This window comes from Paenibacillus sp. JT22N1 (assembly GCF_059692155.1).
Genome location: NZ_JCAUAW010000031.1, coordinates 1 through 14,551, shown reverse-complemented (window position 1 = coordinate 14,551; position 14,551 = coordinate 1). Strand labels below are relative to the sequence as shown.

Below are 14,551 nucleotides of genomic sequence, written 5' to 3'. Positions count from 1 at the left end.
CTTTATGGATTTATCGTCCTACCAACCGATGGCTAAACCGTCACCGCGAGGGTCCGCAGCACCGCTCATGAAGCCTTTCTCATCAATCACAATGCCCTGCGCTTGCCCCATAATCCCATCCCAAGGGTTCACAGGTTCAACACGATGTCCCCACCTTTTCAAACGTGCATACACCTCGCCATCCAGACGATGTTCGAGCTTCAGCGCATCGCCATCTTCCCCCCACGTACGGCCGTATACCCAGCGCGGTAGCGATATGGCTTCTTGAATGGACAAACTATAATCCAACACGCCTGTCAGTATGGAAAGCTGCGTTTGCGGCTGACCTTCTCCACCCTGTGTGCCGAAAAGCATGTAAGGCTTCCCCTCTTTGCTCACCATGGCAGGCATTAAGGTATGAAACGACCTTTTATTCGGCTCTAAGACGTTCGCGCATGCGGGATCCAGTGAGAAAAAAGAGCCCCGATTTTGCATAATAATGCCCGTATCGCCTGGCACATAAGCAGCACCGAAGTCGAAATATAAGCTTTGTATAAACGAAACCGAATTCCCTTCATCATCGACAACAGCCGCATAGGCCGTATCCTGCCCGATCGCTGGTGACAGGTGCTCACTCACCTTGAGAGGTTCCGCTTGAATTTCATTCCAGAGCTCTGCAGCATAGGCTTTAGAAATCAGACGCTCCAGTGGAATCTCGCGAAAATGGGGATCCGTCAAGTAAAGATCACGGTCTTTGAACGCCTTTTTGATTACTTCGGACATCATATGATAAAAATTCGCTGATGCCCTCGGAACCGCACTAACCTCTATATTTTCCAGCATATTCATCATCATTAACGCTGTGAATCCTTGTGAATTCGGCGGCATTTGATAAATCTCATACCCACGGTAGGTTGTCGAAAGCAATTCCACCCATTCTCCCGAATAAGTCCGGAAATCATCTTCCTGCAGCAATCCACCATCCCTCTGAATGCCGTCTACTACAGTCTGCATCAAAGAACCTTTGTAAAAGGCATCTCTACCTTCTCTTTGAACTTGTCGTAATGTATGGGCCATCTCCTTCTGAACAAGACGATCCCCTTCCTTCAAAAGCTCGCCGTTCGCCATATATAAGGCACTCAGCTGCTCAGAAGCCCGTATGAATGCCTCATCCTTGCGCATCCAAAAAAACAAATTACGCGAGATAGGAAAACCCTTTTCCGCATAAGCAATCGCTGGATCGAGCAGCTTCTCCCACGGCAGCTTTCCGTACTTCTCCCATACTTGCCACCAGGCATCGACCATTCCCGGAACGGTAATCGCGCTTAGAATTCCTCTTTGGGGAATCGCATGTAACCCTTTATCCTTGTAAAAATCAGGCGTCGCCTGCGCAGCAGACTTCCCGCTTCCATTAAAGCCTGTAAATGTACCCGTCGCAGCATCGTGCATGAGAAAAAAGGCATCACCGCCAAGCCCAGTCATATGTGGATAGACGACTCCAAGTGTCGCACTGATTGCAATCGCGCTATCAAACGCATTGCCTCCCTGCTGCAAAATGGCACTTCCCACACTGCTAGCCAAGTAATGAGGCGTAGCAATCATGGCACGCTCGGCTCGCGGCATGATGTTCAACATGGCAGTTCCTCCTCTTTACGAGCATATAACGTTAACGCCGCTTGCAAAGCCTTGCCGACTGTAATATCGGCGCCGTGCCAGAGGAGAACGGCTTCCAGTGCACCAAGCACGTGGAGCACGTTTTTCTGATTGCAGCTAAAGCCCATCGTGCCGATTCGCCAAATTTGACCCTTCAGAGGTCCGAAAGAACTAGCGATTTCAATGCCGAAACTATTTAGCAACATCGAACGCACAGATTCACCAGCGATTCCATCTGGAATACGGATGCAGGTCACAACCGTCAGCTTACATGCCGGATTCCCATATAGCGATAAGCCCATTGCCTGGAGGCCTGCAACTAACGCTGCCTCATGTCGCTGATGACGACGGTATCGATTTTCTAGGCCTTCCTGCAAGACAATTCGCAAGCCTTCGCGCAAAGCGTACAACATCGAGGTTGCCTCCGTATGATGATTGAGCCGTTTCGGACTCCAATAGTCCTGAAGCTGGCCGAGGTCGAAATAGTTGCTCGCGACTGGCTTCCCGGCTGACACCGCCGAGCCTTTCTCACGCAGTCCCCGTTCAATGGTTTTGCGCCGCATAACCTTGGCTTCGACTCGCTCGTTATACGTGATTGGCGACATCCCGGATGGAACGGATAGACACTTTTGCGTCCCGCCGATAACAGCATCCAGCTGCCATTCGTCTGTCTTAACTGGGACTCCGCCAATCGTAGCGACGGCATCAACAACAAGCAGGGCATCCACTTCACGACAGGCTGCTCCGATGCCATCAAACGGTTGGATACAACCCGTGGATGTTTCGCCGTGGACGATCGCAACGATGCTCGGTTTTTCCCGGTGTATGGCAGCGATGATTTCCTCTGGATCGAACACCGTGCCCCATTCTCTCTCCAGCAGGACAACCTCTGCACCGCAGCGTTCCGAGATTTCCACAAGCAGATTGCCGAAGCGGCCATAAATAGGAACAAGCACCTTGTCCCCCGGTTCAATCACACTCACTAGAACAGCCTCAATACCCGAGCGCGAGGTGCCATCTATTGGAAAAGCCCATTGATTTTTTGTTTGAAATACATCGCGAAGCATTTCCATCGTCTCATTCATCAGTTCAGTGAATTCAGGATCGAACTGTCCCAGAATCGGATAAGACATCGCCCGCAGTACCCGCGGGTCGACCTCCACAGGTCCAGGGGTCATTATCGTTCGCAGCGAGGGCGACAAGTCTTTATAAGATTTCATACTTTCCCCCCATAGCCATATTGGTACAACACATGAATCAATGCTTGGAACCCAGCAACCAGATCTGCCGATTCCGTAAACTCATCAGGACTGTGGCTAATCCCAGCGCGACTTGGAACGAAGATCATCGCTGTCGGACATATCGGCCCGAACAACTGAGCATCATGCCCTGCCCCGCTAGGCAGCCGCATACTCTCGAACCCATGAGTATCACAGGCAGCTTCAATTTCTGCCGAAATCCCTTCATGCATAGCCACAGGCGAAGCATGTAAATTTAGCGTCGTATCTATTTGAAGATCTCTTCGCTTCGCGATTACTTCAAACTCAGCTAGTAATCTCGCACGAAAAGCATCCATCTTCCACTCGTCAGTATGCCGAATATCCAGCGTAAATTCAACTTCCCCCGGCACCACGTTCGATGTTCCCCGCATCACTTCCAAACGACCAACGGTAGCTACAAGCGGTTCACCCTCCTCCAGCGCCATCCGCTCTGTCAGAGCCACCATTTCCGCAGCCCCTGCAAGAGCATCTTTTCGCATCGTCATCGGAGTCGTCCCAGCATGATTTGAAGTGCCCATTACGTTAACTTTTAATCTTATTTGACCAACAATCGCTGTTACTATGCCAATCTGTTTCTGCTTATACTCCAGAACAGAGCCTTGTTCGATATGAATCTCAATATATGCTCCAATATCTTCGCGTATCGCAGGGTGTTCACCTACATTTGCACTATTGAATCCAGCTTGCTGCATCGCGCCAAGCAGAGTCACACCTTCAGTATCAACAATCCCCGAAGCTCCAGTCAGCGACCTCACACCCGTCACATGTCCAGAGCCCCAATAAGCCAACGGGAAGCGACTTCCCTCTTCCTCACAAAATGAAGCCACTTCTAGTGTTCTCTTCGGCATCCCATAAGCCGCCTGCAAATAACCAAGTGCCATCATGGAGGCCACTACGCCGTATGCCCCATCGTATTTACCTCCGTTTTTCACCGTGTCTACATGAGAACCTGTAAGAACCGGCTTCAAAGCAAGGTTCTTCCCTTGCAGTTTTCCGAAAACATTACCAACTGCATCGAAGCCAGCTTCTAGCCCCAACTGCTGCATTTTCTGGGTAAGTGCCTGCTGCGCCTCAAGCCATGGCTCCGTATAAAGCAAACGAGTGACTCCCCCCTCTGGGTCAGCGCCATAAGAAGAAAGCCACTCCAGTACTTCGAGCATCTGCTCAGTGTATTGTGACAGCAAATCCAGCGAGTTCGGTGTCATTTCAGCCACCATCCTCACCTCCGATCACTGCTGCGTGGCGCATCCAAATCCCGTCTGCTTTCTCCATTACCCCTTCACCAAGCTCATACACCTTAGTACCTCGTAAGAAGGTCGCCTTCACCCGACATCCGAACGCTTTCCCTACATATGGGCTATGTTTATGGCGGTAAAGCAGATCACTCTCCTGAAGAGAATAGCTCAGCTTCATATCCACTAGAGCTAAATCAGCATCCGCACCTAAAGCGATTTCACCTTTGCGGGGATGCAGCCCAAAACGCTTGGCTGGCTCAAGGGACAGCATCCTAGACAGCATAGGCAGCGGCACCTCTCTGCGTAGATAGCCTTCGTCCAGCATAAGCTCCAGCGAGCTTTGCGCGCCGGATATCCCGCCCCACGCCTCGAAGAAATCCCCTTGCTTCATGTGCGTAGGGCAAGGCGAGTGATCCGAGGAGAGAATGTCCAGCCTCCCATCTACCAGCGCCGCCCACAGCTGAGCTTGATCCTCCGATGTGCGCAGCGGAGGCGCACATTTGGCAACAGGACCTAGCCGCTCCAAATCGGCGCTAGTTAGCACTAAGTAATGCGGACACGTTTCTACCGTGACGTCCAGCCCTTTGGCCTTCGCCTCCGTGATGGCCTGCACAGCCTCCGCACTGCTAATATGCACGAAATGCAGCTTGCAGCCCGTCTCCTCGGAGTAGAACAGTGCGCGATTCACCGCTTCCAGCTCCGCTGCAATTGGTCTCGTCGCGACGAAATCAAGCGCCCCGCGTCTGCCTTCCGCAAGTGCCTGCGCTGCCAGCGTGGATACGATTTCCTCGCTTTCGGCATGAAGCGCCAGCACTAGCCCCAAGCGGGCAATTTCTTTCATCCCTTCATAGAGGGTCAGGTCGTCCACCTCAGCGAAAATGTCTTCCCCTTCTCCGCCAGGACAGGACATGAACGCCTTAAATCCAATGACACCGGCTTCCGCCAGTTCTTGTAGATTGCCCACATTGCCGGGAACAAGACCGCCCCAAAGCGCATAATCGACCAAGGAATGTCCATCAGCTGCTGCCAGCTTCCGTTCAAGTGCGCTTAAGCGAACGGTAGGAGGTACGCCATTCAGCGGCATGTCGATATAGGTCGTGCATCCGCCAGCCGCTAGCGCTGCTGATCCAGTAGCAAACCCTTCCCAGTGACCGAGTGCTGGTTCATTGAAATGAACATGTGCATCAACCATCCCCGGCATTATGTGCAAATGCTCTGCATCATAGACAGGTGTATCCTCCGAGTATTCGAGGTTTTCGCCTAGCGCAGCAATTTTGCCACCTTGAATACCGATGTCTAACTGGCACACTTCCTCTCTCAGGACTACGGTACCCTTCCGAATTACGAGGTCAAATTGGTTAGTCATACGAATCCCTCCCTCGGAGTCTTTCATGCTGCAGCCATCCTGCCAGCGTTAACTTCCTCGATATGTGTTATAACCCCATGGCGCGATTAACAGCGGCACATGATAATGAGCATCTTTGGCCGATATGCCAAACCGAACCGGTACTTGATCCAGGAAAGCAGGCTCTGCAAGCTCAGTGCCAATTCCTCTGAAATAATCTCCTATATGAAAGACAAGCTCATAAATTCCTGATGTAAAATCTTCCCCGCTAAGCATCGGCCCCTGAAGGCGACCATCAGCATTCGTTACTTCCGAGCGAAGCAGATCTGAGCGCCCGTCTTGTAGACGAAACAACTCAATCCGCACTCCACTAGCCGGTCGTCCACTGCTAATATCCAGTACGTGCGATGTTAAACCAGCGCTCATAGCCCCTCCACGTCACTCTTTGTCATGGAAAAACCTTGGAAACCATACGGCGGTCTAGGCTCTGTAAACACCTTACCTTCACCAACGGAAGCTTGCTCCAAAATCGTTTCCCACGTGCGATTGTTAGATTCAAAGCGAATTTCTTTTAATTGCGGAAAACGAGTGAGCGAGCGCTGCCCGATTCGATAAATAAGATTTTGAATCGACGGTGAATGTTGTTCATGGAATACGGTATGCGCAATATCACGAATTTGCTCAGCAGCCACATAACGTCCGAGGTCAGAGTCTAGAGCATCCGCCACTTCTTCATAACTCCAAGCAATATCTAAGAAAATAAATAAAGGACGGTCAAAAGATTCCGGAAGAGTCGTATACTCATCTCGAACGAAGCCCGCGAAGGAACTTCCTTTTACTTTAATCAGCTTCAAATCAGCGATACCGCCTGCATGTTCCACGACAGCAATCCCCTCATCTGTGCGCACGACTTCAACCAGCGCGGTCGGATGTTCATTTTGCGAATAACGGTAAACAAGATCACTACCGTCAAATCCTTTTGCACTAGGAACTGGCAGCACTTCAAAAGATACTTGATCTGCTGTCATTTTCACACCAGTCATCTGTGGGTACGTCTCTAGAAAGTGGCGGCCGGCGAACTCTAGAAACCCTTCAGCAGTAGCGCCTTCATACTCTCCAGCTTTGCGCAGGATGAAATTCTTCATCGAATCTGTGGCAACAACCATCGAGTTGTCTCCCTCTGTGAAAGAAGTAAAGAACTTCTCTCCGCTAACCGCCACCTTAATGTTCATCCCAAACAGCACATTATCACGTCCGGTAAAGCCCGACTCCGGTATTAACGTCAGATTCGTCAGCGGCTTCGCATAAGAACGATACACCCATACATCACCTTTGCCGTAGTACATGATTCTCTCTGATCCGTTCGCTTGCTTCATCGCTTTCGCCTCCGATTCATTGACTAACACAGCCTCTAGGCGAAACCGCCCGATTTTACAAACCTCCTGCAAAGCTTTCCCAAGCTCTTCTTCCTTATCTCGATGTATCCGAGTGCGAATCGCTTCTCGAATGGTCTCTTTGGTCTGGCCTTTGACCGCCATTATAAAAGGAAACTCAAAGGCATCCGTATACTGCTTGTTGTAGGCTAGAAATTGTTCATATTCTTCAGCTGTTAGTTGGTTTAAACCGGCCCCGGACTGCTCATGCACAGAATGATCTGTCATCCGTACTCGCGTCCCTAAGTCTGGATGCGCTCGAAGCAGCGCTAGCTGCTCCACCCGATCAGCACGACAAACCTCTCGTTCCAAAGCACTGATCAAATCCTGCTCCGTTGCAAAAGGCCGCGAGCTCCATGCCCGCTCTGCCACCCAAGGTGAGTGCTCAAATAGATGGCCGAACATATCAATGAAATCTTCCTGATTCAATTCATTCACTTTATGCAGCGTCAGCTTCACTACCCATCACCTCTATTTATCTGAAAATTCCAACCATTCTTTTTCAAGATTTGTTTCATTGTAAATGCGCCATCCCTATGGGTCAATTTATATGAAAGAAGTTTGTAAACTTTCATAACATCGGCAACTTTTTTTGTATGATTGCAAAAAATCGGCACCTCATGGGTTCTCAAAGGATGTTTTTGCCTCAGCATCAACTAACGGATAGGTCACTTATCAATCAATATATTCAACTGCGCCTAGATCCCGCCACTCTCCCAACGATGTCGCTCACTCCACTCCCTTCGATGCTGCATAATGTACAACACTGGACCCTAGTTCCCACCTCTGTCCCCTAACACCCCCTTGTTCTCACTTCTCTCCCCTCGTTGTTGCATAAAGTGCAACAATTCAGCCCTTAATCCCACCTTTCTCCTCTCAATGTTGCATAAATTACAACAATTGGGCCCTAAAACGGCCATTTCGCAACAAATGAGCTTAAAATGTTGTACAAAATGCAACTCCATCATGCAAAACAGCCTTTGAGCGTGTAAATTGTTGCAAAAATTACAACATTGGTTACCCACTACAGCCCATCTACCCTCAAGAAGTTGCTGAACGACTTTTAAATTGAATTTTGGAGTTATTCCAGCCACTTGTGAGGAGGCATAATCACTGAATAGAGAGCCTCCTTTGTTCAACATTAGGCACGCTGCCCTCAATCCCCGGCGAAAAAGCAAAAAGCCACTAGGAATCCAAAAGCTTCCCCAGTGGCTCTCTATTTTTATGACCAATACCCCTCATGCGCCGCTACAGCCTCCGCCTCTACCTCAGGAATAGGGCCGATGACTTCTATCAGCTTATTTCCTCTCGCAAATACCACCCGACAGGGTAAGTCCAACGTCGGATTCTGTTCATTATCTCCTGTAAGCTCAGCTAATCGTGTTTCTGAAATGCCATAGACGACACGTCCCACGTTCCCCCAATAGATGGCGCCCGAGCACATGGCACACGGTTCGGTAGATGTATATAACGTACAATCCCACAGCTCTTTCTTACTGTATCTTTTCGAGGCAACCTCCATCAACATTGTTTCCGCGTGTCCCGTGCAGTTCGATTGCGTAATTTCAACATTTCCATGCTCCAACAGGATCTCCCCGGTCGGCCCCACCAGCAACGCACCGAAAGGCGTATTACCTGATTCTCTGGCCAGCACAGATAACTCTACGCATCTTTTTAAATATGGAATGTGGTTAGCATAATCGCTCATCTTGCTTCCTCCAATGACATAGATTCTTTTTAAAATCTTTGCTCCCGAATATAGGGAACGCCTAGTGCTTCCGGTGCACCTGAAGGCTTATTGCGATTACGCCAACCGAGGAACATCAGAACCAGAATGGTCACGATGTACGGAATCATTTTCAGAAAATAAGAAGGGATATGACTGCCAATAAGCTGCACACGGAACCCCAGCGTATCCAACACACCGAAGAAATAAGCACATACCAAAGCACGAACCGGATTCCATCTCGCGAAAATAATCAGCGCCACCGCAATCCAACCACGTCCAGAGGTCATGCCTTCGTTCCAAGTTGGCGTGTATACGAGCAGCAAATCAGCCCCCCCAATACCGATCAACATGGAACCAATAATGATACAGCCGTAGCGAATGGCAATCACAGGAATGCCCATAACGTCAGCTGTTGCCGGGTTATCCCCCACCGCTCTGAGATGCAGCCCCCATGATGTACGATGGATGAATAGATGCATGACAATAACCAGCACAAAACTAAACCAAGTAAAAAGATCCAAGTGCGCAAAAATCTTCCCCATAAACGGGACATTCTCCAGCCATGGCAAATCTAGCTTTGGTACCGCTCCGGGCAATGGGATGCCGCTAACACGCTTTCCCAGATATGCACTAAGACCTGCGCCGAATATCGTCATAGCCAGACCACTTACGACCTGATTGGCGTGCAGGGTTACACAAAGAAATCCATGAAGCATACCCAGTATAGCCCCCACTGAAAGTACACAGAGAAGGGTCAGCGCCAAGCTCCCGGTTTGAATGAAGACAAGAGAAGAAGTCACTGCTCCCGTCAACATAAGTCCTTCTGCACCCAGTTGCGTGATGCCTGATCTTTCGATAAGAATTCCACCCAATACAGCTAACAGCAGCGGCGTACCGGAAGAGATAGCGGAAACAATTAATTGTGTGACGATATCCATGACATTCCCTCCCCTTTCAGCATGATTTCAATCCAAGCTTACCCATCAGCTCACCTATCACCGGTTGCGGCGAATGCGGATTTTCCCAGCCATACCGCCCGCAATGAGAAAAAATAGGATAGCCCCTTGAATCATAGAAGAGGTCGATGAAGGAAGACCGATCGTCTGCACACTGTATCCTCCCACAATGAGTCCTCCGAACAGCACCGATGATATCACTAGACCTGCCGGATTCAACTTCGCAAGCCAAGCCACAATAATGGCTGTGTACCCATACCCTGGCGAAATACCATACATAAGTCGGTGTGCCACACCGGAAACTTCGCTCATTCCCGCTAATCCAGCTACCCCGCCACTAATGATCATAACAACGAGAACATGTCTGGAAATGCGAATTCCTGCGTTCCGCGCCGCTTCCGCATTCGCACCAAGGAGACGCAGCTCATAACCCCAACGCGTATATCGGATCATAAAGGCATAGAGCAGTACGGCAATAATAGCAAAAACGATCCCTAAATGAAGTCGGGTAGCTCCAAAAGTAGGCATTGACTGCGCCGCGGTGAACATCGGGGTTCCTGGGAAGTTAAAGCCTTTCGGATCTTTCCATGGACCGAATACCGCATAATTCAAGGCAAGAAGAGCCACATAATTCAACATTAAGGATGTAATTAGTTCGTTAACTTGAAAATATGTCCTAGGAATCGCCGTCAGCAATCCCCAGAGCCCACCGGCTATGATGCTCGCCACCACCATAGATGGAATCGAAATGTACATTGGCAGCTGTGGAAAATAAACCGTAACCGCTGTTGCCGCCATAGCGCCAGCCAGAAACTGCCCCTCAGCACCGATATTCCATACCGAAATCCGGTAAGCGATCGACACGCCAAGACCGCAAAGCAGCAGCGGAATCGCCTTCACAAGGGTCTCCGTAATGCCAAAGGAGGAACCAAAGGCACCTTTCAGCATTTTGGCATAGACCATAATCGGATTCATGCCATTCAAAGCTATAAAAATACCGCAGGCCACAAGCGCCAAGACGATAGATACGACCGTCACCCACCACGGACTGGCTGGCCCTACAGGATCAATTTCAAAACGGTAAGGCATACGAAAACTAGCTTCTCGCTTAGGCATCTTTTTTTCTATCGGGATGGTTCCCGCCGTTTGTTGTTCGCTCACCCTGCATCCTCCTCAGACCCCGCCATCAACATACCGATATATTCACGACTCGCTTCCTCTCGGGGAATATTGCCCACGATACGTCCGTCGTACATGACCAGTATTCGGTCAGCTAGCTGCAGCACCTCATCCAAATCCTCTGATATTAGGAGAACTGAACTCCCCTTGCTGCGCAATTCCTCTAGCAATTGGTGCACACCCTCAGTGGCGCCTACATCTAGCCCCTGCGTTGGATGCACGGCTACCATCAGCTTCGGACCTTGATCAATTTCCCTGGCAAAAAGCAGCTTCTGCTGATTGCCCCCCGACATATACTGAACAGGTGCATCAATCCCCGATGTCCTCACATCGAACAGCTCAACAAGCTTCTGCGACCAGCTTCGATTGCTTCCTGTACGCAGTAAACCGAATCGAGATCGTTCTGGAGAACGATACGTCTTGAAGAGCAGGTTATCTACGGCGCCCAAGCTGCCCGCTAGACCGCTCTTCATGCGGTTTTCCGGCACATGAGCAATGCCTAGCTCAATGGCTGCGCGCACCGAACCGTTATGCAATGCCATACCGTCAAATTGAACATCGCCTTGTTTCCATACGCGAAGCCCTGTTAACACCTCCGCAAGCTCCTTCTGCCCGTTTCCAGACACCCCGGCAACACCAACAATCTCGCCTTCATACACTTGAAAATGAAGCCCATCCAGCACCTTGCGTCCATGATCCGCATACACATCCAAACCACCCACCACAAGCATCGGCTTTCCTTGCGGTTTCTCTCTAACAACCGTGCGGCTTTCTAGCCTCTCCTTGCCGACCATTAGCTGCGCCAGATCCCTCTCATTCGTTTCTGACTTCGCCATCGTTGCGATCATCTCGCCTTTACGCATGACGGATATGCGATCCGAAGCAAACATAACCTCCTTGAGTTTATGTGTCGTCATAATGACCGTCTTGCCTTCTTTTTTCATGCGATTCAGTGTCTCAAACAACTGATCCACCTCACCTGGCGTCAACACCGAGGTAGGTTCATCCAAAATAATTAAATCCGCTCCCCGATAGAGCGTCTTCACAATTTCAACACGCTGCTGTTCCCCAACCGACAGCTGCCAAATGGGCCGGTCCACCGGGAACGGTAGCCCAAAATGCTTCGAAATCGCCTCGATCTCCTCGGACTTTCTAGCGAGCCATCGTGGACCGCGCCAGAACGAAGACGACTCCCCAAGAACAATATTCTCCGCGGCAGTTAACGTTTGAACAAGTCGGAAATTCTGAAAGACCATGCCAACCCCTAGATTCATCGCATCCTTCGGCGAACGAATTCGCACCTTCTCGCCGTGGATGAGAATCTCTCCGCTTGTTGGGCGATATACACCTGAAAGCATGCACATCATTGTGCTTTTACCGGCGCCGTTTTCACCTAACAACGCATGAATCTCTCCCGCTTTTGCCCGGAAATCAACATGATCATTAGCCACAACAGAACCAAACTGCTTGACGATCTGGTTCATCTCAACTGAATAACCCTCTATTTTATGCAATGAGCCCCCTCCTTCTCGTCCTTTTCACATCCCTATATATTCAAAACAGCATCTCCCATTTTGGGATCTGCTGTTCCTGGAAACCATAACTTGGGTATCGTTTAGGCTATACCTTACGCGAACCTAGTACATATCTATCTTCCCCCACTATACTGTTCAGGTGAATTACACGTCAATTAACATTACATCATATTTGGGCATCTAACAAAAAATGACGATTCATTTGTGCTTGATCCCAAAGTGTAAAGGCTCCCCCCTCCCGATAATGTTATGTTAAGTTACGCGGACAACAAAAAGGAGCACCCCTCTATGAAGAATGCTCCTCTTACTATCATATTCTTTACATCAGGAAAGAAATATACCGCCATAAATGAAACCAGCCACAATCACAAACGCAGGGTGAATCTTTCTCTTTTGAATGAGATAGAAAGCAACTGCGGCAATACCAATAAACTGCAAGTATCCTATCGTTTTCGTAGATTCCACCATACTGCTCCACGTGACCAACACCATCATGATCGCGATAACAGGCTGGACAAGTAGCGTCATTCCTTTGATTACCTGAGATTGCTTATATTTCTGCAGGATATTCAGCAAAATGATGAGTGCAATAATGGAAGGAACAACCGTTGCAGCCACTGCAATTAGAACACCGACCCAACCACCGATTTGAAAGCCGACATATGCGGCAATTTTCGTAGCAATCGGTCCGGGCAGTGCATTCCCCAGCGCTAACATGTTCGAGAATCCACTGCTAGTCATCCAAGCATGATTCGGAACAATCTCTTGATACATGAGCGGGATCGACGAAGGCCCCCCTCCGTATCCGAACACATTAGCTAAAAAGAAGCTAACAAGTAAATGCCACCACTCACTCATACGCCTTCACCTTTGCCAAGCTGCTTCTTGTTCTTGCTCCACTTGTCCTTTAGCTTATGATGGAAAGCTCCATATAGTAAAAACATAAAAATAACGATAGCCGGATGCACAGTGAAAGTCTGCAGCAGCAAGAATGAAACAACAAAAAATGTGAGACCTGCCGCCCAACCCAAGCCTTTAATCGCCTTCTCCCCGAACTCATACGCCATCACGCCTAACATCACCGCGACAATAGGCACTACTGCCGCTATCATGCCTTTAATCACTAGAGAAGTACTAAAGAAATTAATGAACGAATACAACCCCACCATTGCTACACAGGTAGGAACGATGTGAGCTAAAACACCAATCGTTGCTCCCCATCCCCCTTTGAGCCGATACCCAAGATACCCTGCTAGTTTCGTTGCTATCGGTCCGGGAAGTGTATTAGCTATCGCCAGAACCTCCATGAATTCCTCATCCTTCATCCATTGAAACCGCGTAACCGCCTCGTACCGTATCAACGGCACAATCGACGGCCCGCCACCATATCCCAATATCCCCGTCCGAAACATCGCCATACCTATCTGAACATAGGCATTCCCCACTATGTATCACTCCTGTCTCTGTATCACCATTAACTACAAATTAAACTAAGCTTTATTTTAATATAAGTTGAAAGGATTCATTCGATTCTTTTCTCATCTTTGTAAAAATGACAAAGATTCTTTGAATTGTTGGGAGATGGCTTGAATTTATTTAAAGCCAATGGGCGCATAGTGTGGGTAAGCGTTGAGCAATATTAGAGCCTCTTGAGGCTGCTATTTTTGAATTTATGTTACTTTCTGTGGAAATTGGAGCCCTTAGAGACTCTTATTTGGAAGTTGAGGCTTGATTTGGGGTTGCTTTGAGCAGAATAAGAGCTTCTAGGGACTGCTATTTTTGAATTTCTAGTTCTTTTTGTGGTAATAGAAGTCTTTGGAGACTCTTATTCCTAGTATATGGCTTGATCCGGACAAACTTTCTGATCAATCCGAGCAAGTGTAAACAAAAAAACCTTACGAGGATTTCTCCTTGTAAGGTTTTTTAAGTGCTTGGCAACGTTCTACTCTCCCAGAACCCTGCGGTTCAAGTACCATCGACGCTGGAGGGCTTAACGGTCGTGTTCGAGATGGGAACGCGTGGGTCCCCTCCGCCATCATCACCAAACAGTCAAAGCGTGGTTTGCGCCTTGAAAACTAGATACGAAACTTACGTAAAGGTTTGAATTACTTAGGAATTTTGGTTAAGCCCTCGACCGATTAGTATTCGTCAGCTGCATACATTGCTGCACTTCCACCTCGAACCTATCAACCTCGTCGTCTACAAGGGGTCTTACATACTGGGAAAT

At 49.0% G+C, this 14,551-nt stretch carries 12 protein-coding genes and 2 rRNA genes; all 14 read right to left on the bottom strand.

Annotated features, from left to right (window positions below; all coding sequences use genetic code 11):
* Window positions 1-18: 18 nt before the first annotated feature.
* Window positions 19-1,614: a gamma-glutamyltransferase gene (gene ggt / locus AC58UU_RS35570; RefSeq protein ID WP_497322217.1), complete on the bottom strand. Its 1,596-nt coding sequence runs from the start codon at window positions 1,612-1,614 to the stop codon at window positions 19-21.
* Window positions 1,608-2,852, bottom strand: a complete 1,245-nt coding sequence (locus AC58UU_RS35565; RefSeq protein WP_497322216.1) for a pyridoxal-phosphate-dependent aminotransferase family protein — start codon at window positions 2,850-2,852, stop codon at window positions 1,608-1,610. The genes ggt and AC58UU_RS35565 overlap by 7 nt, the downstream gene beginning before the upstream one ends.
* Complete coding sequence (locus AC58UU_RS35560) at window positions 2,849-4,129, bottom strand: Zn-dependent hydrolase (protein WP_497322215.1); 1,281 nt, start codon at window positions 4,127-4,129, stop codon at window positions 2,849-2,851. The genes AC58UU_RS35565 and AC58UU_RS35560 overlap by 4 nt, the downstream gene beginning before the upstream one ends.
* On the bottom strand, window positions 4,119-5,513 hold the full coding sequence (locus AC58UU_RS35555) for an allantoinase (protein ID WP_497322214.1): 1,395 nt from the start codon (window positions 5,511-5,513) through the stop codon (window positions 4,119-4,121). Before AC58UU_RS35555 ends, AC58UU_RS35560 begins: the two co-directional genes overlap by 11 nt.
* A gap of 48 nt (window positions 5,514-5,561) precedes the next feature.
* Window positions 5,562-5,918 carry a hydroxyisourate hydrolase gene (uraH, locus tag AC58UU_RS35550; protein WP_497322213.1) on the bottom strand — a complete coding sequence of 119 codons (357 nt, stop codon included), beginning with the start codon at window positions 5,916-5,918 and terminating at the stop codon, window positions 5,562-5,564.
* Complete coding sequence (gene pucL / locus AC58UU_RS35545; protein ID WP_497322212.1) at window positions 5,915-7,384, bottom strand: factor-independent urate hydroxylase; 1,470 nt, start codon at window positions 7,382-7,384, stop codon at window positions 5,915-5,917. The genes uraH and pucL overlap by 4 nt, the downstream gene beginning before the upstream one ends.
* A 763-nt stretch (window positions 7,385-8,147) precedes the next feature.
* The gene (locus AC58UU_RS35540; protein ID WP_497322211.1) at window positions 8,148-8,633 is read right to left on the bottom strand and encodes a nucleoside deaminase; all 486 of its coding nucleotides are present in this window, start codon (window positions 8,631-8,633) and stop codon (window positions 8,148-8,150) included.
* Between the two features lie 29 nt (window positions 8,634-8,662).
* Window positions 8,663-9,592, bottom strand: a complete 930-nt coding sequence (locus tag AC58UU_RS35535; protein ID WP_497322210.1) for an ABC transporter permease — start codon at window positions 9,590-9,592, stop codon at window positions 8,663-8,665.
* 57 nt (window positions 9,593-9,649) lie between these two features.
* On the bottom strand, window positions 9,650-10,726 hold the full coding sequence (locus tag AC58UU_RS35530) for an ABC transporter permease (RefSeq protein WP_497322263.1): 1,077 nt from the start codon (window positions 10,724-10,726) through the stop codon (window positions 9,650-9,652).
* A 41-nt stretch (window positions 10,727-10,767) separates the two neighbouring features.
* On the bottom strand, window positions 10,768-12,273 hold the full coding sequence (locus AC58UU_RS35525) for an ABC transporter ATP-binding protein (protein WP_497322261.1): 1,506 nt from the start codon (window positions 12,271-12,273) through the stop codon (window positions 10,768-10,770).
* Window positions 12,274-12,648: 375 nt separating this feature from the next.
* A complete protein-coding gene (gene chrA, locus AC58UU_RS35520) occupies window positions 12,649-13,182 on the bottom strand; it encodes a chromate efflux transporter ChrA (protein ID WP_497322209.1) in 534 nt (177 codons plus the stop codon).
* On the bottom strand, window positions 13,179-13,769 hold the full coding sequence (gene chrB / locus AC58UU_RS35515) for a chromate efflux transporter ChrB (RefSeq protein WP_497322207.1): 591 nt from the start codon (window positions 13,767-13,769) through the stop codon (window positions 13,179-13,181). The genes chrA and chrB overlap by 4 nt, the downstream gene beginning before the upstream one ends.
* 484 nt (window positions 13,770-14,253) lie before the next feature.
* Window positions 14,254-14,370, bottom strand: a 5S ribosomal RNA gene (rrf, locus tag AC58UU_RS35510).
* A 72-nt stretch (window positions 14,371-14,442) separates the two neighbouring features.
* Window positions 14,443-14,551 (bottom strand): 23S ribosomal RNA (locus tag AC58UU_RS35505); the annotation flags it as partial.

Coding starts and splice junctions, on each gene's coding strand:
- AC58UU_RS35535 (WP_497322210.1), bottom strand. CDS start 9,592: ATGGATATCGTCACACAATTAATTGTTTCCGCTATCTCTTCCGGTACG.
- AC58UU_RS35530 (WP_497322263.1), bottom strand. CDS start 10,726: ATGCCTAAGCGAGAAGCTAGTTTTCGTATGCCTTACCGTTTTGAAATT.
- uraH (WP_497322213.1), bottom strand. CDS start 5,918: ATGAGCGCTGGTTTAACATCGCACGTACTGGATATTAGCAGTGGACGA.
- chrA (WP_497322209.1), bottom strand. CDS start 13,182: ATGAGTGAGTGGTGGCATTTACTTGTTAGCTTCTTTTTAGCTAATGTG.
- AC58UU_RS35560 (WP_497322215.1), bottom strand. CDS start 4,129: ATGGTGGCTGAAATGACACCGAACTCGCTGGATTTGCTGTCACAATAC.
- ggt (WP_497322217.1), bottom strand. CDS start 1,614: ATGTTGAACATCATGCCGCGAGCCGAGCGTGCCATGATTGCTACGCCT.
- AC58UU_RS35540 (WP_497322211.1), bottom strand. CDS start 8,633: ATGAGCGATTATGCTAACCACATTCCATATTTAAAAAGATGCGTAGAG.
- AC58UU_RS35555 (WP_497322214.1), bottom strand. CDS start 5,513: ATGACTAACCAATTTGACCTCGTAATTCGGAAGGGTACCGTAGTCCTG.
- AC58UU_RS35565 (WP_497322216.1), bottom strand. CDS start 2,852: ATGAAATCTTATAAAGACTTGTCGCCCTCGCTGCGAACGATAATGACC.
- AC58UU_RS35525 (WP_497322261.1), bottom strand. CDS start 12,273: ATGAACCAGATCGTCAAGCAGTTTGGTTCTGTTGTGGCTAATGATCAT.